This is a genomic window from Mycolicibacterium pyrenivorans (genome assembly GCF_025821625.1).
Lineage (GTDB): Bacteria > Actinomycetota > Actinomycetes > Mycobacteriales > Mycobacteriaceae > Mycobacterium > Mycobacterium pyrenivorans.
Genome location: NZ_JACKSH010000065.1, coordinates 1 through 21098, shown reverse-complemented (window position 1 = coordinate 21098; position 21098 = coordinate 1). Strand labels below are relative to the sequence as shown.

The 21098-nt window shown below is 64.4% G+C and carries 21 protein-coding genes; 8 read left to right on the top strand and 13 right to left on the bottom strand.

The features are described 5' to 3' along the window. Positions 1–147: 147 nt before the first annotated feature. Positions 148–720 (bottom strand): TetR/AcrR family transcriptional regulator, encoded by a 573-nt coding sequence (locus H7I57_RS08910; RefSeq protein ID WP_372510154.1) that lies wholly within the window; start codon positions 718–720, stop codon positions 148–150. Positions 721–821: 101 nt separating this feature from the next. Between H7I57_RS08910 and H7I57_RS08905 the strand changes: the two genes are divergently transcribed. Beyond that, entirely contained in the window at positions 822–1730 is a 909-nt protein-coding gene (locus tag H7I57_RS08905) for an SDR family NAD(P)-dependent oxidoreductase (protein ID WP_264023064.1), read from the top strand. On the opposite strand, the gene H7I57_RS08900 is transcribed toward H7I57_RS08905, so the two are convergent. Further along, positions 1706–2773 carry a PE-PPE domain-containing protein gene (locus tag H7I57_RS08900; protein ID WP_264023063.1) on the bottom strand — a complete coding sequence of 356 codons (1068 nt, stop codon included), beginning with the start codon at positions 2771–2773 and terminating at the stop codon, positions 1706–1708. The two genes, H7I57_RS08905 and H7I57_RS08900, sit on opposite strands and share 25 nt — an antisense overlap. 127 nt (positions 2774–2900) lie before the next feature. On the opposite strand from H7I57_RS08900, the gene H7I57_RS08895 reads away from it, so the two are divergent. The 4 genes from H7I57_RS08895 to H7I57_RS08880 all read left to right on the top strand — a co-directional run bounded on the left by H7I57_RS08895 (position 2901) and on the right by H7I57_RS08880 (position 6940). After that, positions 2901–3398, top strand: coding sequence for a cupin domain-containing protein (locus H7I57_RS08895; RefSeq protein ID WP_264023214.1), 498 nt, complete (start codon positions 2901–2903; stop codon positions 3396–3398). Between the two features lie 93 nt (positions 3399–3491). Beyond that, on the top strand, positions 3492–5195 hold the full coding sequence (locus H7I57_RS08890) for a DEAD/DEAH box helicase (RefSeq protein WP_264023062.1): 1704 nt from the start codon (positions 3492–3494) through the stop codon (positions 5193–5195). A 43-nt stretch (positions 5196–5238) separates the two neighbouring features. After that, positions 5239–5823, top strand: coding sequence for an IS630 family transposase (locus tag H7I57_RS08885; RefSeq protein WP_264023060.1), 585 nt, complete (start codon positions 5239–5241; stop codon positions 5821–5823). Between the two features lie 625 nt (positions 5824–6448). Continuing rightward, a complete protein-coding gene (locus H7I57_RS08880) occupies positions 6449–6940 on the top strand; it encodes a hypothetical protein (RefSeq protein ID WP_264023059.1) in 492 nt (163 codons plus the stop codon). Positions 6941–7366: 426 nt separating this feature from the next. On the opposite strand, the gene H7I57_RS08875 is transcribed toward H7I57_RS08880, so the two are convergent. From H7I57_RS08875 to H7I57_RS08865, 3 genes are all read right to left on the bottom strand, one after another. After that, on the bottom strand, positions 7367–8560 hold the full coding sequence (locus H7I57_RS08875; protein WP_264023058.1) for an acyl-CoA dehydrogenase family protein: 1194 nt from the start codon (positions 8558–8560) through the stop codon (positions 7367–7369). An 85-nt stretch (positions 8561–8645) separates the two neighbouring features. Next, on the bottom strand, positions 8646–8825 hold the full coding sequence (locus H7I57_RS08870) for a hypothetical protein (protein WP_264023057.1): 180 nt from the start codon (positions 8823–8825) through the stop codon (positions 8646–8648). A gap of 174 nt (positions 8826–8999) precedes the next feature. Next, complete coding sequence (locus H7I57_RS08865; protein ID WP_264023056.1) at positions 9000–9836, bottom strand: spirocyclase AveC family protein; 837 nt, start codon at positions 9834–9836, stop codon at positions 9000–9002. 213 nt (positions 9837–10049) lie between these two features. On the opposite strand from H7I57_RS08865, the gene H7I57_RS08860 reads away from it, so the two are divergent. Beyond that, positions 10050–10706 (top strand): TetR/AcrR family transcriptional regulator, encoded by a 657-nt coding sequence (locus H7I57_RS08860; RefSeq protein ID WP_264023054.1) that lies wholly within the window; start codon positions 10050–10052, stop codon positions 10704–10706. Positions 10707–10783: 77 nt separating this feature from the next. Here the strand turns inward: H7I57_RS08860 and H7I57_RS08855 are convergent, their stop codons facing one another. After that, entirely contained in the window at positions 10784–11815 is a 1032-nt protein-coding gene (locus H7I57_RS08855; protein ID WP_264023052.1) for a zinc-dependent alcohol dehydrogenase, read from the bottom strand. 60 nt (positions 11816–11875) lie between these two features. After that, a complete protein-coding gene (locus tag H7I57_RS08850) occupies positions 11876–13207 on the bottom strand; it encodes a cytochrome P450 (RefSeq protein WP_264023051.1) in 1332 nt (443 codons plus the stop codon). A gap of 493 nt (positions 13208–13700) precedes the next feature. Between H7I57_RS08850 and H7I57_RS08845 the strand changes: the two genes are divergently transcribed. Continuing rightward, positions 13701–13931: a hypothetical protein gene (locus H7I57_RS08845; protein WP_264023050.1), complete on the top strand. Its 231-nt coding sequence runs from the start codon at positions 13701–13703 to the stop codon at positions 13929–13931. 215 nt (positions 13932–14146) lie between these two features. Here the strand turns inward: H7I57_RS08845 and H7I57_RS08840 are convergent, their stop codons facing one another. The 4 genes from H7I57_RS08840 to H7I57_RS08825 all read right to left on the bottom strand — a co-directional run bounded on the left by H7I57_RS08840 (position 14147) and on the right by H7I57_RS08825 (position 16628). Then, the gene (locus H7I57_RS08840) at positions 14147–14941 is read right to left on the bottom strand and encodes a thioesterase family protein (RefSeq protein ID WP_264023049.1); all 795 of its coding nucleotides are present in this window, start codon (positions 14939–14941) and stop codon (positions 14147–14149) included. 137 nt (positions 14942–15078) lie between these two features. Next, positions 15079–15279 carry a (2Fe-2S)-binding protein gene (locus H7I57_RS08835; protein WP_264023048.1) on the bottom strand — a complete coding sequence of 67 codons (201 nt, stop codon included), beginning with the start codon at positions 15277–15279 and terminating at the stop codon, positions 15079–15081. After that, positions 15279–15758, bottom strand: coding sequence for a hypothetical protein (locus H7I57_RS08830; protein WP_264023047.1), 480 nt, complete (start codon positions 15756–15758; stop codon positions 15279–15281). The genes H7I57_RS08835 and H7I57_RS08830 overlap by 1 nt, the downstream gene beginning before the upstream one ends. Before the next feature lie 510 nt (positions 15759–16268). Further along, positions 16269–16628, bottom strand: a complete 360-nt coding sequence (locus H7I57_RS08825) for a dihydrodipicolinate reductase (protein WP_264023046.1) — start codon at positions 16626–16628, stop codon at positions 16269–16271. A 241-nt stretch (positions 16629–16869) separates the two neighbouring features. On the opposite strand from H7I57_RS08825, the gene H7I57_RS08820 reads away from it, so the two are divergent. Next, positions 16870–18171, top strand: a complete 1302-nt coding sequence (locus H7I57_RS08820) for a spinster family MFS transporter (RefSeq protein ID WP_264023212.1) — start codon at positions 16870–16872, stop codon at positions 18169–18171. A 142-nt stretch (positions 18172–18313) separates the two neighbouring features. On the opposite strand, the gene H7I57_RS08815 is transcribed toward H7I57_RS08820, so the two are convergent. Both H7I57_RS08815 and H7I57_RS08810 read right to left on the bottom strand, forming a co-directional pair. After that, entirely contained in the window at positions 18314–19522 is a 1209-nt protein-coding gene (locus H7I57_RS08815; RefSeq protein ID WP_264023045.1) for a linalool dehydratase/isomerase domain-containing protein, read from the bottom strand. Positions 19523–19669: 147 nt separating this feature from the next. After that, positions 19670–21061, bottom strand: a complete 1392-nt coding sequence (locus tag H7I57_RS08810) for an IS1380 family transposase (protein WP_264023044.1) — start codon at positions 21059–21061, stop codon at positions 19670–19672. Positions 21062–21098: the final 37 nt, after the last annotated feature.

Genomic DNA, 21098 nt, shown 5'->3' with positions numbered 1-21098 from the left:
GGCGCAGTGCCCGCGACGGACGACTAGGGTGTGCTCCCGCAGGTGCGGACCCTTGCCTCACCGTCCCGACCTAGCACTCGCCGGTCGCGAGTGCCAACTGCATTCTTAGCACTCGACCTGGGAGAGTGCAAGGTAGCGGTGCCGGCGTCAGGATGTGCGGAGACCGTCCTCGATGACGGCCGCCACCCGGTCCGAGACGTCTTCTCCGTAGAGCTGTGCCGACTTGCACACCAGCAGCAGCGCCTTGATCTCACGGACGCCGACGTCGACGCGCGCGGACCCCGCCTGCTGGGCCGCGGTCAACAACTCGCCGAGGACGCCGAGAAATGCCGCTTCGGCGCCGGGCGCCGCCGCCTGGAGGTCGATCCCGTATCCGGCGACCGCATCCACCAGGCCATGGTCGGCGGCACCGGTGGCGACCATGTCCCGCAGGAACGTGAACAGTGCCTCCGCCGGCCCGTCCGACGCGAGCAGGGCATGGGCATGGTCGACGATGCGGCGCACGCGGTCGGAGAAGACGGCGCTGAACAGCGCCTCCTTGGTCGGGAAGTGGCGGTAGACGGTGCCCGCCCCGACACCGGCCAGGCGCGCGATCTCGTCGATCGGCACGGCGAGGCCCTCGGCCGCGAAGGTCTCGTAGGCGACCTCGAGCACCCGCGCCCGGTTGCGGGCGGCGTCCGCGCGGAGCGTCCGATTGCGCGGCCGCTCGATTTCGCTCACAGCGCACCTCCTGGATAACCGGGGCGGTCGTTCCGTATAGTCGACGACATCCGGGGCGCACGCCCCGCTTTCCCTGACGATACGACAGAAGGAACCCGGCCATGACCGACTGGACCACTGCCGACATCCCCGACCAGACCGGCCGCACCGCCGTCATCACCGGCGCCAACACCGGGATCGGGTTCGAGACCGCCAAGGCCCTGGCCGCCAAGGGCGCCCACGTCGTGCTCGCCGTCCGCAACACCGACAAGGGCGGGCAGGCCGCGGCGCAGATCGCCGGAGACGTCGCCGTGCAGGAACTCGACCTGACGTCCCTTGACTCGATCCGCTCGGCCGCCGACGCCCTCAAGTCGCGGTACGAGCGCATCGACCTGCTGATCAACAACGCCGGCGTGATGACGACACCCAAGGGCACCACCGCCGACGGTTTCGAGCTCCAGTTCGGCACCAACCACCTGGGCCATTTCGCGCTGACCGGCCGGCTGCTGGAGGCCATGCTCGACGTCCCCGGCTCGCGCGTTGTCACGGTCAGCAGCAACGGCCACAAGATGGGCGGTGCCATCCATTGGGACGATCTGCAGTGGGAGCGCAGCTACAGCCGGATGGGCGCCTACACCCAGTCGAAGCTCGCCAACCTGTTGTTCACCTACGAACTGCAGCGCCGGCTGGCACCGCGCGGTAAGACGGTCGCCGTCGCGGCCCACCCCGGCACGTCGACGACGGAGCTGGCGCGCAACCTCCCCAAGTCGGTGCAGGGTGCGTTCCAGACCGTTGCTCCACTGTTCGCGCAGAGCCCGGCCGCGGGCGCGCTGCCCACGCTGCGCGCCGCCACCGACCCCGGAGCGCTCGGCGGCCAGTACTACGGACCCGACGGCATCGCTCAGCAGAAGGGCAGCCCGGTCGTCGTCGCCAGCAGCCCACAGTCCTACGACCTCGACATGCAGCGCCGGTTGTGGACGGTCTCCGAGGAACTGACCTCGGTCGCTTATCCCGTCCCCGTGGCGTCCTGAACGCGGCGGGTCACACGAGCCTGCCGTTCCGCCCGCCGCTCTGCTGCATCGCTTGTCGACTCCCGCACATCCGGGTCGCTCTGGTCGGCCCGATCATCTCCTCCGGCCCGCTGCTGTCGGCGATCCTCACGGCGTTGCTCCCGGGTCTGCTGCGCATCGTGACCGTCGCGGCGGATCCTGCCGTCGGACAGGTACGGACGCGGGTCACCGGGCTGGTCGTGGCGGCGATAACCGGCATCGACGATGGGACGAAGAAGCTGATCGGCCCTGTCCACCACGCGGTCGGGGACCCCGACGGCGCGAAGCGGCCGAGTCAGCGGGAGCTTCTCAGTCGGCACGAGATGGGTGGTGACCGTGCCGTCGACGGTCGTGTTCTCGGGTGGAACGTCGCTGAGGTCCACATCCCAGATCGCCGGCCCATGGACGTAGACCAAGCCCAGCGCCGAGTTGGCGAGCGAGATCAAGTTCCACGGCCGATCGGGTGGGTCGGCCCAGCCGTCGTATTCTCCGATCACGACCGTGGTGGGGTAAGGGGACTCCGGAACGCGGCTGACGCGGTAATTCAGCAGCGGAATGTACGTGCCCTCCTTGAACCACTCCGCGACGCCTTCCTCCGGTGATGCGATCAACACGAACCTGATGTCGTTCGGCGAGGGAGGATCCGGGGTGTCGGCCAGTTCCGCTGCGAGTCTGGACGCGACCATGCTCCCCATCGATTCGCCGATGACGACCACTTTGCCGTCGATGTCACGGACAGCGATGTCGGCCTGCTCGACCCCGTCGAGCAGCGCGCGGCGAGTGGCGAGCGGATTCTGTGTGTAGTCGACCACCGTCGGGTCGTCATCATCGTGCAGATTGACACCGATGAGCGGATAACTTCCGGCGATCAGCGGATAGAACGGGTTGATCCGCTTGAGGGGCATGGCTCCCGGGATCACTACGGCTTGTTCGGCGGCGCTGACGGGGCCGGCCACAGTTCCACCCGCCAGGAGCAGAGACGCCAGTGCGATCACGGGCACCAGCCACTTGCGGGATACAGCCATCCGACGTTCTCCTGCCCGGCCGGCGATGGCGAACTATGTGGCACAGCCTGTCACGCCGGTGGCGGCGGCGCTGCGGGTTTGCCGTAGCTGCCTCACCGGGGTGCGGTTCCCGGTCTACGCTGACCGGGTGTCGCTGGTCGTGCCGCCCTATCCCCCGCCCCGTTACACCGCCGACGCTCCCGAGGTCAGCGCCTGGCTTCGGCGCCGGGACGAGCCACCCGACTACGATGCGTTCGGTCTGGTGAAGTACCACTATCTCGCCGACCAGCAGAAGACCGACGGCGACTACGGCCTGTACCGGGTGGAGATCGCACCCAAGGGCGGCGGCCCGGGACCGCATTTCCACCGGGCGATGTCGGAGGCATTCTTCGTGCTGTCGGGCACCATCGAGCTCTACGACGGCACCGACTGGAAGAGCGGCAGCCCGAACGACTTCCTCTACGTCCCTCCCGGCGGCATCCACGGGTTCCGCAACGTCGCCGACGAGCCCGCGTCGATCCTGATGCTGTTCGCGCCGGGCGCGCCCCGGGAGCACTACTTCGAGGGGTTGGCGCAGCTGGGTGAGCTGACCGACGACGAGCGCCGGGAGTGGTTCATCAAGAACGACAACCACTTCGTGGAGTAGCACCGCGCCGACACGCACGCGGACACGCCGGACGATTGTGCGTCCACGGAACCGCCTACCCTAGACTGCATTCCGGTCGGAAGGAGTCACAGGGTGCGGGCTGACGCAGCGCCCAGCACCCAGGCGTTACGGGGCTGGCAGCGACGGGCGCTGGTGAAATACCTGGCTGCCAAACCGCGCGACTTTCTCGCTGTCGCGACGCCGGGCTCGGGCAAGACGACCTTCGCGCTTCGGGTCGTCGCCGAGTTGCTCGCCGAGGGCACCGTCGAGGCCGTCACCGTCGTCGTCCCCACCGAGCACCTCAAGATCCAGTGGGCGCAGGCCGCCGCGAGGCTGGGCATCGCGCTGGACCCGAAGTTCTCCAACTCCAACTCGCAGACATCGTCGGAGTACCACGGCGTCGTCGTCACCTACGCCCAGGTCGCCAGCCATCCCACCCGGCACCGGGTCCGTACCGAGAACCGCAAGACACTGGTCGTCTTCGACGAGATCCACCACGGCGGCGACGCCAAGAGCTGGGGCGACGCGATCCGCGAGGCGTTCGACGACGCGACGCGGCGGCTCGCGCTGACCGGGACTCCGTTCCGCAGCGACGACAGCGCGATCCCGTTCGTCACCTACGAAGAGGACAGCGCCGGCCTCAAACACTCCATGGCCGACCACACCTACGGCTACTCCGACGCGCTCGCCGACGGCGTCGTCCGGCCGGTGATGTTCATGGCGTACTCGGGCGAGGCGCGCTGGCGCGACAGTGCGGGCGAGGAACACGCCGCGCGCCTCGGCGAGCCACTGACCGCCGAGCAGACCGCCCGGGCCTGGAAGACCGCGCTCAACCCGGCCGGGCAGTGGATGCCCGCCGTGATCGCCGCGGCCGACACCCGGCTGCGCGGGCTGCGCCGACACGTCCCCGATGCCGGCGGCATGATCATCGCCTCCGACCAGACCGCGGCCCGCGCCTACGCCGACCTGCTGCGCACGATCACCGGCGAGGCGCCCACCGTGGTGCTCTCCGACGACAAGGGCTCCTCGGACCGTATCTCGGAGTTCTCCGAAGGCACGACGCCGTGGCTGGTCGCGGTGCGCATGGTGTCCGAGGGTGTCGACGTGCCGCGCCTGTCCGTCGGCGTCTACGCCACCAGCGCATCGACTCCGTTGTTCTTCGCGCAGGCGATCGGCCGGTTCGTCCGGTCGCGGCGGCCCGGTGAGACCGCCAGCATCTTCCTGCCCTCGGTGCCCAACCTGCTGCTGCTGGCCTCCGAGATGGAGGCCCAGCGCAACCATGTCCTCGGCAAGCCGCACCGGGAGACGCTCGAGGACCCGATGGACGCCGAGCTTGCCGAGCAGAACCGCGACGAGCCCGATCTCCAGGAGAAGGGGATCGAGTACCTCGGGGCCGACGCCGAACTCGACCAGGTGATCTTCGACGGCTCGTCGTTCGGCACCGCGACCCCCGCGGGCAGCGAGGAGGAAGCTGACTACCTCGGCATCCCGGGCCTGCTGGACACCGCTCAGATGCGAGACCTGTTGCGGCGCAGGCAGGAAGAGCAGCTCACCAAGCGGACCGTCGAGGGCGTGGTGCCGCGGCCGTCGACGCACGGACAGCTGCGCGAGTTGCGCAAGGAGCTCAACACCCTGGTGTCGGTGGCCCATCACCGCACCGGGAAACCCCACGGGTGGATCCACAACGAGCTGCGCCGGATCTGCGGCGGACCGCCCATCGCGGCCGCGACCACCGATCAGCTCAAGGCCCGCATCGAGGCGGTCCGCGGACTCACCGCTCGCACCGCGGGCGGCTAGTATCTTGCGCCGTAAATTGGTTGATTAATTGTAGACTTGGTCGATGGCAGGTAGGGGTCGGCCGGTAGTCGAGTTGACGTTGACCGATGACGAGCGTGAGACGTTGCAGCGGTGGGCGCGTCGCTCGAAGTCGTCGCTGGCGTTGGCGCAGCGGTGTCGGATCGTATTAGGTTGCGCAGCAGGGAAATCTAACCAGGAAGTGGCTGCCGAGGAGGGTGTGTGGCCACAAACTGTGGGCAAGTGGCGGCGGCGGTTCCTCGATTCACGCATGGACGGGCTGGCAGATGAACCGCGCCCCGGCGCGCCGCGAAAGATCACTGACGAGGCCGTTGAGGAGCTGATTGTGGCGACTTTGGAGCGTCAACCCAAAGAGGCCACGCACTGGTCGCGGGCCTCGATGGCCGCCGAGACCGGCCTGTCCAAGTCCGCGGTGGGACGGATCTGGAAGTCGTTCGGGCTCAAACCGCATCAGGTGGATACGTTCAAGATCAGCAACGACCCGCAGTTCGTCGACAAGGTGCGTGATGTCGTCGGGTTGTACCTGGACCCGCGCGCGCCACGAGGCGCTGATGATTCGAGTGGAGGTGAGAGACCTTCGCCGCCGGACCTGTCGCAGCAGGAACGGTGAAGCTGGGGGCAGCCGGTCCCGGGAGGTGCCGGGATGGGTGGGAGCAGCCCCGACAAAGCCAGGATGCGCCAGGACTGCCAGATGGCGTGGGTTCGGCGAGCGTGGCGGAGTGGAGTACGCGAGGAACCAGCGTGAGTACCTCCTTCGAAAGGTAAACCGGCTCCAATCTCGCGGATATGGGTCGGGCGCGGTGCGCACCTGTTCGGTTGTGTTGGGACAGGGAACTTCTGGGCCGGCCTGTGGATGTCGGTCCGGGAGGCCACGGTGACGTGCTGCGGGGTAGCCGTGGCGATGCCGCAGGGTCAGACAGAGTTGGGCTCCTCCTTCGTCGAGCGAATCACAGTGAACGTGGGAACCGTCTCGGTTCTTGCCCGATGTCGTGCCTCCAGCGCGGCGTTCTGGCTGGGTCCATCGTCGACTGATCAGCCCGAGACGGGGCGGAGCCGCCGTAGTACTCCGAGCCGGGGAGAGCCGTGCGCATGGGGAAGGGCGGCAGCAGTTTCGAGAAGGAACGGAGGCTGTAATGCCGATAGGTGCGCCGGTGAATACCGGCGCCTCGCTCGAGTTGCCCGTGGGGCCGCGACAGCGGGTATCGGAGATGCAGGCCTAACTTCACCGTTGGGCGGTGGCCGATCCTGGCCGCCGGTTCGATGACCTGTTCAACTTCGTGTGCGACCCGGCAACGCTGTTCGTGGCGTTCGACCGAGTCGCGGGTAACACCGGATCCCGGACACCGGGCGTGGACGGCCTCACGGTCGCCGACGTCGAGGAACGGGTCGGGATTCCCGGGTTCCTGGATGATCTACGCGCTCAGCTCAGGCAGGGCGCATTTCGACCACAGCCGTTGCGGGAACGTAAGATTCCCAAACCGGGTATGCATTTCACTGCGACCTACTCGTCATGGCTCAACCAGGTCGAGCGGTGGTTCGGGTTGCTGACCGACCAGAAGCTCCGCCGCGGCGTCCACCGTTCGATCCAGGCTCTGGAGAAAGACATCCGCGGCTGGATCGCAGCCTGGAACGCCAACCCACGGCCATTCAACTGGACCAAAGCCGCCGACGAGATCTTCGAACGACTCGCATCATATCTTCAACGAATTCCCGGCTCAGCCCACTAGCCGCGAGGTTCGCCAGCGAGTTCTCCAGGTGCGCCCTCGGGAACGGCGGGAACTCGATGTGCTCGCTCAACACCGCCGGCACGGCGGACCAGTCATAGATGGGCAGTTCTTATTGGCCGCGGATGGGCACTTTCATGTCCGCCGACAGGGGTGGGTCGGATCCATCCGTTCATTGTCGTTCACCGAGGAAATCGTGGAGCTGGTCATGATGTGTCGATCCGAATCTCGCCCTGCGTCAGGCCGATTTGCTGTGAACCACTGGACTCAACTCACCCTGACACGCAGGGCTTCGGCTCCTATTTCGGGTTTCTCGTTGGTGATGGTGGTCAGGCGGCATCGGTCAAGGATGACGAGATCCGTACCACGGGCAACAGACGATGTCGGCAACAGACAATGTCATAGCCGTCGACTGACTGTCACACGCTGCTAGAGAGAATATTCCGCTAGCAGGCTCTTGCTAATTATGGACTTCTGGATCTCGCTGGTGCCCTCGCCGATTAGCAAGAACGGTGCGTCCCGCATCAGCCGTTCGATCTCGAACTCTTTCGAGTAGCCGTATCCTCCGTGGATTCGGAAACTCTGCTGGGTCACTTCGGCGCAGAACTCACTGGCCAGATATTTCGCCATTCCTGCTGCCACGTCGTTGCGCTCACCGGAGTCCTTCAGGCGTGCTGCGTTCACCATCATTAGATGTGCCGCTTCGACCTTGGTTGCCATCTCGGCCAGTTGGAATGCGACCGCCTGGTGGGACGATATTGGCCTACCGAATGTCTCACGTTGCTGCGCGTACCGAACTGCCAGTTCGAATGCGCGGATCCCGACACCGCAAGCGCGGGCCGCGACGTTAACCCGACCGACCTCCACACCGTCCATCATTTGGAAGAAGCCTTTTCCGGGGGCAGCGCCGAGAACGTCCTGTGCGCTCGCGACGTAGTCGTCGAAAATCATCTCGGTGGTGTCGATGCCCCTATACCCGAGTTTGTCGAGCTTTTTCGGTATCGACAATCCGGGCTTCACTTCGCCGAACCCGGAGGGCTTCTCGATCAAGAAGGCCGTGAGGTTGTGATGTCTGCGCTCGGCACCCTCGTCGGTCTTGACGAGCGCTGCCACGAGTGTTGAGGTTGCGCCATTGGTCAGCCACATCTTTTGTCCAGATATGCGGTAACCGTCTTCGGCGTCGCGAACTCCGCGGGTGCGGATAGCGGCGACATCGGAACCCAACTCCGGCTCCGACATCGAGAAGGCCCCCCGGATCTCCCCCGTCGACATCCCGGGAAGCAGGCGTTGCTTCTGTTCTTCGGTGCCGTGCCGGCACAGCATGTATGCGACGATGAAGTGGGTGTTGATGACCCCGGAGACGCTCATCCAGCCCCGTGCGAGTTCTTCGACGCACAGTGCGTAGGTAAGGAGTGATTCCCCCAAGCCTCCGTACTGTTCGGGGATCATCAACCCGAACAGCCCCATCTCGCGCATGGCTGCGACGATTTCCGTAGGGTATGCGTCGGCGCGCTCGAGTTCGTGTGCGCTGGGAATGATCTCGGTGTCGACGAAATGCCTAACCGCCGAGACGATCTCCGTCTGAATCTCGGTCAATCCAATGGTTTGGGCCAGCCTGGTCACACTGTCACGTCCTTTGGTCATTCTCAGTCTGCGCAATTCGAATCATCACGAGCATCTCCACGCCGTCGATTTGCGGTCCTTCATCTCAACAAGCGGCCGGCAAGTCGCCACCATTTCCGCGCAATCCGGCTTCCATCACCCATGGGGTGCCGGCCAAAACGATGACCAGTACGGAGGCCAGGCACAACAGACACAGCGACTGGCGCATAACGATGATCGACGCGAAGAGCGCAAACACCGCGAGCCGTAGAGCGGCGACACTCATCACGCACCACTCCTCCTTTCGCCGTTGATGAGAATAACTGTTCTCAACTCTGGCTTACGGCGGCCCCCCGATCTAGGCTGTGGATGCGTGTAGCAGTGGAAACGACCCTATGCCCCGTGTGACTTGTCTTCCGTATCGAGGTGGCGGCCCGAGTTTCGAGGTCCGCCCAAGGGTTTAGGCAGGCGGCTCGCCGGGCCCATCGTAGCCTGGGTAGCGCTGACTTCCGCCCAGCCCGCCGTGCAGCGGTTGGTTGGGATAGCCCGGGAATATCTCCTCGGTCGGACCGACGTTTTGATATCCGGCTAGCTTGGTGATGAGGTGCGGCAGGAAGACCGCCGCGTAGGTCAAGTGGCCGACGACGATCACCGCAGCGATCGCCAACGCGATCGTCTTGCTCCTCGTCGACGTGCGCTTGGCCGCCCACGACTCGAGCACTGTGCGGCCCTTCGAGTCTGTTCGGCCCATCAGATAGGTGAACAGCATCATCTGCACACCCATCGCCAGCGTGTCATAGAGCGGGTACTGCCATTTCTCGCCTTCCCACAACGCCAGCCCGCCGATCACGTAGCCGTACTGGGTTGACCCGCCACGGGCCCCCAGAATCGCGTTGAACAGGAACGCCCAGACACAGCCCACCACGAGGCCCACCGTGAGCAGCGTCCACGGCCGCCGCCAGTGGAACTTCGCGGCCAACCATCGGCCGATCGTGGCACCGATCACCGCCGGCAAGACAAAGTAAGGGATGTAGCCCAGCGGCACCGAGGCGGGCAGACCGCCCCAGGTGTAGTTGAACGGCCACCACGACGGCATCCGAGGCCACGACGGATCGAAGTTCGCATAACACGCCCAGTCGTAGGGCGCCTCCATCCAGGAGAACGACAACGCGCACACCGACAGCAACAGCACGGGGTTGAGCCGCTTCTGGCGATAACTCAGGAATGCGCCGAGGAACAGGAAGAAGACACCGCCTGTCCACGCGAAGATGACGGTGATCAGGGTCGCGGTGCTCACTGCTCAACCTCGTCAGGTGCGGTACCGCGAACCTCGGAGTCACAGAAGTACACCAGCGCCCAAATCAGAACGATCAGGCCGAACAAAGTTCCCAGCATTATCAAGGCGCCCACGCGAGTACCCTTCCGACTGAACCGCTTAGATACCGGTCACTTTCCAAATTAAGATAGTGGGTACTTCCTTGAGGAAAGTCAACCACCTTGGTGCCCAACGATGACCCCGACCGCACCTCACTCTGCCCAGGATCCGGCGTCGGGCAAGCGTCGACCTCGCGGCGCCCCGCGTCGGCTCATCCTCGACGCCGCGCGCGACCTCTTCGCCCGCCAGGACTACCGCACCACGACGACACGCGAAATCGCACAAGCCTCCGGCATCGCCGAGCATCTCCTGTTCCGGCACTTCGGCTCCAAGGCCACATTGTTCCGAGAAGCCCTCGTACAGCCATTCACTGACTTCGTCGCCGAGTTCGGCCGCACGTGGCAATCGGTCGTCCCAGAACATGCGAATGACGACGACTCGCTGGCACAGATGTTCGTCGGGCGGCTCTACGACGTCTTCGTTGAGCACAAGGGATTGCTTGTGACCCTAATGAATTCGGACACTCTGACAGAAGCGGAGATGACCGACATCGGCATCGCCGACGTCAGAGCATCGCTTGAGGTACTTGGACAGATCGCGGTCGAAGCCATGCGATCGAGCGGCGTGCATCCCAGCGACGAGGATCTGCCGGTACATTCCACTGTCGCGACGATCGCGGGTATGGCGGCATTGCGCTCGTCATTCTTCGGCACCGGCCAACCGTCGCGCGACACGATAGTCCGTGAACTCATCCGCGCGATCCTGCACGGCTTCTTGCACCGGCCCGATTGAGTGCTAGTGCTAGCTATAGCTAGTCCCGCAGGTGCGCCACCGCGCGCGAGCGATCGGGGAAGCCGCGATGATGTTGGTTAGGCGTTCGCGTGCCCAGCGTGCCTGACGAGCACCTTGATGTCTGCAGTCGACCCCGAATGCAGCTCACGAAGCTTGGCGTCCGCCCTGCCGAGGTCGACGACCGAGGTGACCAGCGCTTCGCCGTTTACCTTCCCCGAGGCCAAAAGGTCTAGCGCTCCGGTGAAGTCATTGCGGCTGTAGCCGGTGGAACCGACGATGACGACTTCTTTCAACGCGATCGCCATCGGCTGTACTTCAGCCGGTGTCGACGCGATCCCGAGAACGACGATGCGCGCGCCGTATCCGGCGACATCGACGTTCTGTTGAAGACATTCGGCGCGGCCCGTGCAATCGAAGATTGCGGCCACTCCATCGGGGAAGTGCTCAGCAACTGCGGCGGCGGCCCCGGCGGGTTCGGCCGTCAATGCTCCGCGGCGCGCCGCCATGGCCCGCCGCCCGGCGTTGGGCTCGACAACCAAGACTCGCTCGTGCCCGTAGGCCTTGAGGACCTCAAGAGTCAACGCTCCGATTGGGCCCGCTCCCGTGATCACCACTGCGTCATCACTAGACACCTGGGCGTGCCGGACGCCGCGGACCGCGACGGCGAGTGGTTCGGTCAGTGCGGCGTGCTCGAGGCTGAGATGGTCGGGTACGCGATGAAGCATGTAGGCCGGGACCACCACCGAATCCCCCAGGCCGCCCGCGCATCCCAGCCCGGGGCCGCCCATGATTCCGGTGACGCAGACGGCGTCGTCGTCGCCTCGGCACTCCCTGCATGCGCCGCACGACTTGATCGGCCTGACCACCACGCGATCGCCGGCAGTCCAGCCAGAAACACCGGAACCCGCTTCCCGGACCACGCCGGAGAACTCGTGACCCATGATGTGTCCGGCCAGCGGCTCCGGCGCTCCGAAAAAGATCAGAAGGTCTGACCCGCAGAGTCCGCAGAACGCCACGTCGACGCGGACCTCATCAGCGCCCACGGGGTGTTCGTCCATCTCGATCACCGACAGTTCGCGATCACTGCTGATTGTTGCTGCGAGACTCACTTTCGCCCCTCTTGTTGTCTGGACCATCCGAGCGACAGGCTTTGGCGCGCCACCAAGTACCTAGGCACTATTGCACGTCGAGAATTTATACTCTGATATTTGCGCATATGCCCTACTCACATCGGCAGACGATGCGATCGTGTCGGCGAGCGAACTCGAAGGGGCCCCTCCGAACGCGAGATGCATCGCTGCTGGACCGCTGACACCGTGTATCGGCTTCCAGAGTGTCGGCGCGACCCTGCGCAGGTTTGGCAGTCGGGTTGCCATGATCCGCAGAGCGGCAGCAAGTTCACGCCTAGCGAGATTCGCACCCAGGCAATAGTGCACTCCACCACCGAAGGTCAGGATCGCCGGCGCGTCCGTACGGGCGATGTCAAAGCGATCAGGAAACTCATAAACTTCCGGATCCCGGTTCGCAGCGAAGGTGTTAACGATGATGAGAGCACCCCGCGGAAATACGTAGCCGCCGAATTCCGCACCATCGACGGCCACTCGCGCCGAGCCGCAAATGGCCGGCGAATGTCGCATGGTCTCCTCAACTGCGGGCGCCGCCAATTCCGGCCGCCGACCGAGTAGCGCCCACGACTGCGGGTGGTCGGCCAGCACATCGACCGAGGCCGCCAGCTGGTTCCGCGTGGTATCGGTGCCGGCCATCAACAGCCCCGTCACTAACATGCGCAACTCCGGTCCACTGAGCTTGTCGCCGTCATCCCGGGCGCGGATGAGTTCGGAGAGCAAATCGTCAGTCAAGCGGCGGCGCCGGCGAGCCACCATTTCATCGACATAGGCGTCGAGCTCGGCCCAGGCGGCCATGATGATCGGTTCGTCACGCCCGGCATTCGACGCCATCCCGAACGCTTTGAAGACATCGTCGGTCCAGGCCGAAATCTGTTGCCAGTCTTCCCGGGGAGCCCCGATCAGCGCACAGATGATCGGCACCGGGTACGGCCGGGCGATCGCGTCGACGAATTCGCACGATCCGGTGTCGACGACCCCGTCGATGAGCTCGCTGACGACCTCATCGATCGTCTCGTCGAGCTGTGCTGTGGACCGCGGGGTGAACGCCTTGGAAACCAAGTTGCGCAGGCGACTGTGTGGGGGACCTTCGAGACAGATGATGTTGTTACGCACCTTGTCCCACATCAACCCTGAAGTCACCCCCTGTGCCGTCAAGTTCATGCCCGGAGGCATGACGAAGCGCTCGTCACGCAATATCGCCCGGTTCAAGTTGTACGAGAGAATCTCGGGTCCGGCAGGCCCGATGGCGATCGGGGCGATTCGCTGAGCTTCGCGGATCTCGGGATAGGCCTGCCCCGGCGTAGCATACAAGTCGTAGTCCAGCGCAGGTAGGCCAGCGTCGAAAACGCTGCGTGCGGGAGTACGGGTACTCATAGAGGCGCCCCCTTCCGCACCACCGACAACACCACGGTCACCCCGGGTGCCTGCCCGCTCCCGGACAACAGCAGCCCGCGCTGTTGCAATGCGCGAGAGAACATCTCGCAGTAGGCCACTAGCCCAACCGGCTGCACAACCATAACAATGTGTCTATCCGGTGCCAAGTAACCGAGCCTCGAAGCCCGACACCGCAGTCGATTAGCGCGACGACGGAACCCCTGGGTGTCACGGGACCGAATTCGTTCGGTCGACCACGGGCAGCGGCGCTGTGTGATATTTTGCTCTCCTTCTTGAGAAGCTCGGTTCTCTGCCCAGAGGAAGAGCAGCATGATGAACTCCGCTGGTTATCCGGTCTACGACGCCGACAATCACATGTACGAAACCCGCGACGCGTTGTTGCGATACCTCCCCAGCGAGTGCACCGGAGCAGTGCGGTACGTCGAAATCGATGGCGGCACGAAAATCATGTTCAAGAACCACCTCAGCGACATTGATCCCCAATCCCACACACGCGCGCGTCGCGCGACCCGGTAGTGCCAAGGAATGGTTTCACGGCCGCAATCCCGGAGGAAAAACCTTCCGCGAGTTCATCGGCGAGGCGATGGACGTCGTACCTGCCTATCAGGAGCACGAAGCGCGACTCGAGCTGATGGATGAGCAGGGCAGCCTCACCGCCGCGGTGATCTACCCCACCCGTTGTCTTCTACAAAGGGCTGAGTGAGCGCGAATCCAAGGTCTCCGATAGGCCCGGTGATCGGGATTTCTGTCCGGCGAGCAACGACATCCCTTTATGGATGCCGTTATCGAGCGACGGCAGTCACGGCCCGTCTTCAGGGCGGCACTCGATCTCCTCGGCACTGTCCATCCCAACGCTAACGGCCACCGCCGAGTAGGGATAGGACGCAGTGATCTAATTGAACCGAAGCGGGCCGCTGCTTAGCCTTGCGGTACCCGAAACCCGCTGTGCGCGAGGGCAACCGCGACACAGGTCCCCACCGGCCCTTCGGTGTCGACGAGTGTGGCCGAGCCTGTTGCCACGCCATCGAAGCTGTGATGGGCCTCCGCCGCCAGCCCGAGCACCGGGCCCTGAGGTAGGCGGCTGAGCGTCACGGTGTAATCTGCGTTGATGAATTTCAGGCCTGCGGTGCCCCAGTTGGCCAGCGAGGCTGTGATGTCCCCGGCCATTGCCGCGCGTACGAACGGTGTGAGTTCTTCGCCGTCGACCGCGGGCTGAGTCATATTGAGCCATGTGTACTTCCGGCCAGCCTCGCCGGACCAGTCCTGATCCGGGTTCTGCATCGGTGCGCCCCAACCGTAGGTGCGGATGAACAGTGCCGCAGCAGCCACATCGTCTTCCGAGGGCAACGGCGGCATCACAACCTGCGGCGACCATACGTCGCCGCCGGGTTGCTCGCATCGCCGGAGAAACAGCCCACTCGCCTTGGCGACGATCGCGCCGCGCTGCGCCAAGGAGGCTTCGATGAGCCGGAGTCGTCGACCGTCTCGCAGTATTTCGGTGTGCAGTTCAACGGGTTCGAGTGCCATTGGCTTCGGCAAGTCGACCGTCAGCCTGGCCGGTTGCATATCGGTGTCTCCGACGACGCGTTCGAGCGCCCATGCCAATAGGCCACCAACCGCGTGACCGCTGACGGACTCGCCCCACCCACCCCGTGCTGTCGAACCGGGAACAAAACCCCCGCCTTCGCGAGCGAAACATGCACCCAACTCCATCGACGCACCCTTCCAATCGTGGCCCCAGACAACTATCGACAGGCTTACAGTAGCACCGCCGGCCAGTGCGCAGAGCCTCGGTTGTCGCGACGACAGGTATGGGACAGGAAGTCCACGCACTCTGGACGTTTCCGATCTCATGAACCCGATTGAGTGCCGCTCACAGGGCGTGAGCCGTCGGCCACAGCGTCGATAATGGCTCTGATATTGCGGCGACACCGGCCACACTGCGAACTCGCTCCGGTCTCGGCGGCCACCTGCTTAGTGGTGATGGCACCCGCCTTGATCGCGTCGGTGACGTCGTGGCTCGTCACTCCGAGACATAGGCAGATATACATCAGGGTCCCACGTCCCGATCTTCGGGAAGGTCAATGTCGAAGTCGGCCGATCCGAGGAAGACGGGCGGGTAAATACCGACGCCGGCGGAGGCGAGCCAGACGGCCGCCGCATCGGACTTGGACAGCCACAGATGTGCGCTGTGCTGGTTGTCGACTGTCAAGAGGAGCATCACCTCGCGACGGTCGTCGAATGCTTGGTACACCCGGACCTTGCGGATGCCATATCGGCGGAATCGGCCGAGCGAAGCCTTCACCTGCGCGACGAACTCTTCTGGTTGCGGTACGGGAAAGATTGCGGCGACGACGAATTCACGACCCGGCGGCGCCGCGTCAGCGGTGTCGTGACGGAAGACGATGTCACCTGCGAAGACGGCGGGTACCTCGACCAGGCCAACCGCGTCGAACCAATCGAAAAGGTAGTGCGACCCAAGAAGTTGCCGCACTGGCTGTCGCGACCTGATGCCGATCGTCGTCAGCACTCGGGTTGGCTCAACAGCTGAGTGATGGACGACGACCTCATGGGCACCGAGCGCGGCGAGGGTGTCCCGGTTGCGATCCAAGACTGTCCGCACCCGGTCTGGGTCTGTGATCGAGAACTCCATCGCAAGCACGATCACGGGAACCTCGCGCCTCACGATCCGAGCCCTCCTGTGAGAAACGTTTTGCGATCACGGCGTGATAGTCCCGCGGCCGATGGTCACGGGCATGTCGATTACCGTCTTGACGCCCGGCGAGGCCGCACAGACGTGCCCATGGGGCCACTCGGGCGCCTGATCACCCCCGAGCCGGGTGATCGGATCCTGGTTGAGACCCCATGACGTTGAAGAGGATGTCGTTGCCGTAGGTCGCACAGTCCGTCAGTTCCTAGGCCTTGATTGAGTCAATCCGCCGACTCAGCGCGGAAACCGTGAGCCGCAGCACGTCGGCGGCCCCACCCCGGCCCGATGCCGATTGCGTGGAATGACGAGCCGCCCTTGGCGCACGCATCGTCAATCCGCTGGCGATCGCCTCCCCATCGCCTTCGGAGAGATCAGGCCCGCGACGGTCATGGAGATGATGTTCTCGCCCGACTCCAGAAGGGCGCAAATATCATCAAGAGCGTCGTCCATCCGCGGCTCGCCGATCGCCGCGTAAAGCACGCGGTCGGCGTCCATCGCGATGATGGTGTCACGGTCCTTGGTCGCCTTGACTTTAAGAGAACCGATGCCGCATATCTCACCAAGGTCGTTGCCGTCCGTAGCGCCGCTGTATACCAGCGCTCCGACCAACTCAAGAGTTGACTGGTTGACGATTCCGCAGATCGTATGCTGGCCAACGACACCGGTCGCCCACTGAAAGCCTCGACGCATCACATCTCCTTTGTCGCTCGGCGCGTCCTCAAGACACGGCCCACAACGCCCAGGCCACCGCAACGCATTGACAACGGGAGGGCTCCGATGACGCCGCACGTGCCCCAGTATGCGGAAATATCAATTCTCTACTCGAAAAACAATACCTTCTTTCCCGCTCGTCCGCACGGATCGCCAACCGCCTATGCTCATTCCAGAGAACCACTGTCAACCACAACGTCCAGATGCCAGGCCGGGTGCAATGACCGAAGTCACAACTGTCAGGGATCCAGCCCATCAGGTTCACCGACCGCTTCGCGCGTGGTCAGCCGTCGCGCTGCTCACCGGAGTTGGCGTGCTGAACTACGCCGACCGCTTCCTGCCCGCGATCCTCGCTGAACCGATCAAAGCCGAACTCCACCTGTCAGACACGGCGATCGGAGTCATCAACGGGTTCGGCTTCCTGATCGTCTACGCCGTTGTCGGCATCCCGATCGCTCGGATCTCCGACAAGGGAACATTCGGGCTGGTGATCGCCGGGTGCCTGACCCTGTGGGGCGCGATGACGATGCTCGGCGGAGTGGTCCAATCGGGGTACCAACTCGCGGCCACGCGGATCGGTGTGGCGATCGGAGAGGCCGGCAGCAACCCAGCGGCGCACGCCTACGTGGCCCGCAACTTCGCCCCGGAACGCCGGGCAGCGCCGCTTGCCATCACCACCCTCGCAATACCGATATCCAGCGCAGCCGGCTTGCTCGCCGGGGGTATGCTTGCCGAATACCTCGGCTGGCGTGCTGCATTCGCGATTCTGGGCGGCCTGAGCGTCGCCGCTGCCCCTCTCCTGTTGGCGGTACTCGGCCCACGCCAAGCCATGCCACCCATCCCCGCACCTGCGCAGGCCGTAGCCAACAAATGGTGGGAGCTTCTCCGTATCCAGAACTACCTCGCCATCGTGGCGGGTGTTGCGTGCATCTCCATCGCTGGATACTCGCTCTCGACCTTCGCCCCGGCCTACCTCATGCGCGTGCGCGGAATGTCGCTGTCAGAGGTCGGCGTGCAGTACGGCATCGCCAGCGGCGCGATCGGAGTCCTCGGCCTCCTGGTCGTCGGGCGTTTGGCCGACATGTTGTCGAGCAAGGATAAGCGCTGGCTGCTGTGGCTCGTCATCGCGGTCATAGTTGTGGCCCTGCCGTTTTCGATCCTCGGCTTCATAGTGACTCAACCGGGGCTGGCCGTCTTTTTCATCGCGATGAGCTACATCGTGGGAGCCGCCTATATGGCGCCGTCCGTAGCGGCCATTCAGCTACTGGTTCCGACCGAGCTGCGTGCCACCGCGTCCGCAATCTTCCTTTCCGCGGCCGCCATCATCGGCGCATCCGGACCCTTCCTGACAGGTCTCATCAGTGACGCGCTTCGAGATGACATCGGCGTCGCATCGCTGGGCCGGGCGTTGACCATCGTCGTACCTGTCGCGCAAGTGATTGCCGGAATATGTTTCGCTATGGCCGCCAGGGGATTCAACGAGACGGTCATCGACAACGGTCCGGCCCTCCGCCAGATCTGAGGCCGACACCAGCCGAACAGTCATCCGCGCCTTGGTGTCGCCGCTTTGCTCGGCGGAGGATCGCTAGTCACCCGCGGCTTGCGTCGCACCCGGTAGATCAGGGTGACCATCTCAGTCCAGATGCGGTCGCAGTTGAGGATCATCAGGCCTTCCCGGAATCGGTGGTCTCCACCCGCAGCTTTGTGAACCCGGTGACGGCGATCGACGTGACGGCTCGACCGTCGGCGTCGGCAATGAACTCGGCGACCTCGCGTATCGAGTCACCGCTGCGGTTCGTGACCCCGTACCGCCGGTGCGGCTCGAGTGCCTCCAGCGTCAGACCAACATCGGGCAGGTCGTGCTCCCCGCTCGGCGTGAGCGCCAGATCCAGTGACCGACCATCGGTCGATCGTGCAAGCACAACGAGAACGTCATCCCACGCCGTATCAACCAGCAGCGGTCCGGAAGGGGGAACATATCCCCGAATGTTCAACTCGCCCAGGGTCAGCGGCGCTGACCACCGCGCTACCAGGAATCCCCCGATGCTTGCTGCGCTTCCGTCGAGCGGACGTTCGGGCCAACGCCCGCCGGTGGGCAATTGGGCATCAGCCCCTGCAATTGCGGCTCGGGCAAGCGTCTCGTCGCCGACCAACGCCGCTCCGCCGATCAACTTCGTCCATGTCGTGACGGCGGTCGACGTCTGACGGTGCCGATCAGGTTCCCGAGGCAATTCCAAGTCCAGCTTGCCGTCGGCGACCATGCCCGACAACGCCTCCATTATCGGTCTGGCCTCCTTGAGATCAAGCGCCAGCGCCCGCCGGTAGTGCCCCGGCAAAATGTCGATGAAGCGACCGCTGGCGTGCGCATGGTATGCGCCACCCGGCATCTCCCCTGTGTCCCAAGATAATCCAGTCAAATTGCTCCGGATGTGCGAATAGCTGCCGTCAGGAGTGAGGTATTCCTCGTCAAGCGTTCGTCGCCACCTGTCTTTGTAGTCTGCCCACTTGGTGGTTCCGTGCAACTTGTCGTGGCCGTACATACCCTGGGCGGCGAAGATGTTGCACACGGTGAACGACCAACCGGGCTCACAGGGAAAGAAGCCCAGGCGGCTGGTCTCGAAATTTCGGTGCACCGCCTCGATGAGCGAGTGGTGGTCGTACGGGAACTCCCGCCCGTCCTTCCACACGAAGTTCAGCGATCCCGGTTGGTCGAAGTGCGTCGACCCCGTCGCCGCTTCGTAGTTGCCCAGCACGTCTCCGAGGAACCCGGAGAACATGATGTTGTCTTTCTTGATCGGGTCGGGATCCGCATTGAAATTGCCCAGCAGATTCAGTGTGCGCCAGTAGCCCCAGACCCTTAAGCCTTGATTCACCGATCGACCCTCGGCGTGGGGGCGAAATTCGGTTGTGCGCTTTGGAGTCGGGGTGGGCCGTTGTGCGGGATCAGATGATGGCCCGGCCTGCGAGTCGGGTTGTTCCTGTGGGTCTTTCGGTTCGTGTGGTCGGTGGTGGCTGTGCGGTTAGGCTCTGAGCGGTCGGTATCTGTCAAAGATGCTGTTGAACAGCATGTTCCACGCTGTTTCCCAGGGCCAGTCCCGTGGTAGGTGCAGCCTGAGGCGTCGGGCTGAGGAGGCGATGCGTGCTGGGACCGAGATGAGGGTGCGCCGGATGGTGGCGGTGCGGGCCTTGGCGAGCCGGCCTCTGGTGAGGGTGGCCGCGGCGCGGGTGAGGTTGAACGCGATGGCCGCCAGCACCAACCAGGCACTGTTGGCCGCGAATCGTCCTGAGGGCAGATGGGCCAGGGCGGAGGCTTTCAGGTCGGCGTGGACCTGTTCGATGATGGCGTGCCCGCGATGGATCTTGTCGGCGGTGACGGTGTCGAGGTCGGTGGTGGTGAAGAAGGCGTGGAAACGCCATACGTCGAACAGTGTGGCCTGCCCACCGCCGGTGGGGCGCAGGTCGGGGATGCGGCGCACCACCAGCCTGCCCGGTACCTGCTGGCTGGCTTTCTTGGAGCTGAACGCGGTGAATCCGATCTCGGCGACCTCGGCCCGGGAGATCCACTGACCGGTGGTCTCGTCGTAGATCGCATCGGTGTACTCGATGGGCGTCCACGCATCGTCGTCGATGGCAGCGATGGCGGCTTTGACCTTCGAGTCCAGTCGCACGGTGATCGACACGTCCGCGCCGCCACGGATCGCCGCCACCACGGTGGGAGACCCGTAGAACGCCGAGTCCGCCCGCACCAGCGGCCTGCTGGTGGCTTGGGTGCTGCGCAGCCGTGCCACGGTGGCCAGGGTGTCGCCGACGATCCGGGCGGCCCCGCGTGGGGATCCGCAGGATCCTTTGCGTAGCCGCTGGCCGGTGATCACCGGTGCGCCGACGTCGGTGGTGACGGTGGCGATCAGCGCATTGAGGCCGCGGACCCCGGAGTAGCCGTAGCCGGAACCTTGTTTGGCGTAGCCGTGCACTTCGATGATGGTGTCATCGAGATCGACCCTGACCGGGCCATCGATGCCGGCCAGCAGCGGGGTTCGTGCATGCAGCCCGGCCAGGAACCGGGATGCGACGGCGTCGAGTTGGCGGACGTGGCCGAAGCTGAACTCCCGCAGGAACGACCCGAGTGTCGAGGGTGCGTACGGCCGGTCGAACACCGTTCTCATCGCGCCGTGGCGCAGCAGCCTCATGTCCTCGATGCTGTCGGCGCCGCCGATCATGCCCGCGACCAGCGAGGCGACTTTCGCTCCGGCATTGGAGCCCTTATCGGTCGGCACGCTGAGATGCCCGTCAGTCAACGCCTTGAGGCCGCACTGCTGGGCCAACGCCATGATCGGGACCAACCCAGCGCACGACACCAGGTTCGGGTCATCGAATGCCGCCGACGCCACAGGCCGAGTGTGAGATAGTTGCATCTACGAGATGCCCTTCGTTCTGGCTGAATGTGATCCT

Excerpts from the sequence above, each read along its gene's own strand:
- H7I57_RS08905 (WP_264023064.1), top strand. The coding sequence starts at position 822 with ATGACCGACTGGACCACTGCCGACATCCCCGACCAGACCGGCCGCACC.
- H7I57_RS08900 (WP_264023063.1), bottom strand. The coding sequence starts at position 2,773 with ATGGCTGTATCCCGCAAGTGGCTGGTGCCCGTGATCGCACTGGCGTCT.
- H7I57_RS08885 (WP_264023060.1), top strand. The coding sequence starts at position 5,239 with ATGGCAGGTAGGGGTCGGCCGGTAGTCGAGTTGACGTTGACCGATGAC.
- H7I57_RS08870 (WP_264023057.1), bottom strand. The coding sequence starts at position 8,825 with ATGAGTGTCGCCGCTCTACGGCTCGCGGTGTTTGCGCTCTTCGCGTCG.
- H7I57_RS08860 (WP_264023054.1), top strand. The coding sequence starts at position 10,050 with ATGACCCCGACCGCACCTCACTCTGCCCAGGATCCGGCGTCGGGCAAG.
- H7I57_RS08850 (WP_264023051.1), bottom strand. The coding sequence starts at position 13,207 with ATGAGTACCCGTACTCCCGCACGCAGCGTTTTCGACGCTGGCCTACCT.
- H7I57_RS08840 (WP_264023049.1), bottom strand. The coding sequence starts at position 14,941 with ATGGAGTTGGGTGCATGTTTCGCTCGCGAAGGCGGGGGTTTTGTTCCC.
- H7I57_RS08835 (WP_264023048.1), bottom strand. The coding sequence starts at position 15,279 with ATGTATATCTGCCTATGTCTCGGAGTGACGAGCCACGACGTCACCGAC.
- H7I57_RS08825 (WP_264023046.1), bottom strand. The coding sequence starts at position 16,628 with ATGCGTCGAGGCTTTCAGTGGGCGACCGGTGTCGTTGGCCAGCATACG.
- H7I57_RS08820 (WP_264023212.1), top strand. The coding sequence starts at position 16,870 with ATGACCGAAGTCACAACTGTCAGGGATCCAGCCCATCAGGTTCACCGA.
- H7I57_RS08810 (WP_264023044.1), bottom strand. The coding sequence starts at position 21,061 with ATGCAACTATCTCACACTCGGCCTGTGGCGTCGGCGGCATTCGATGAC.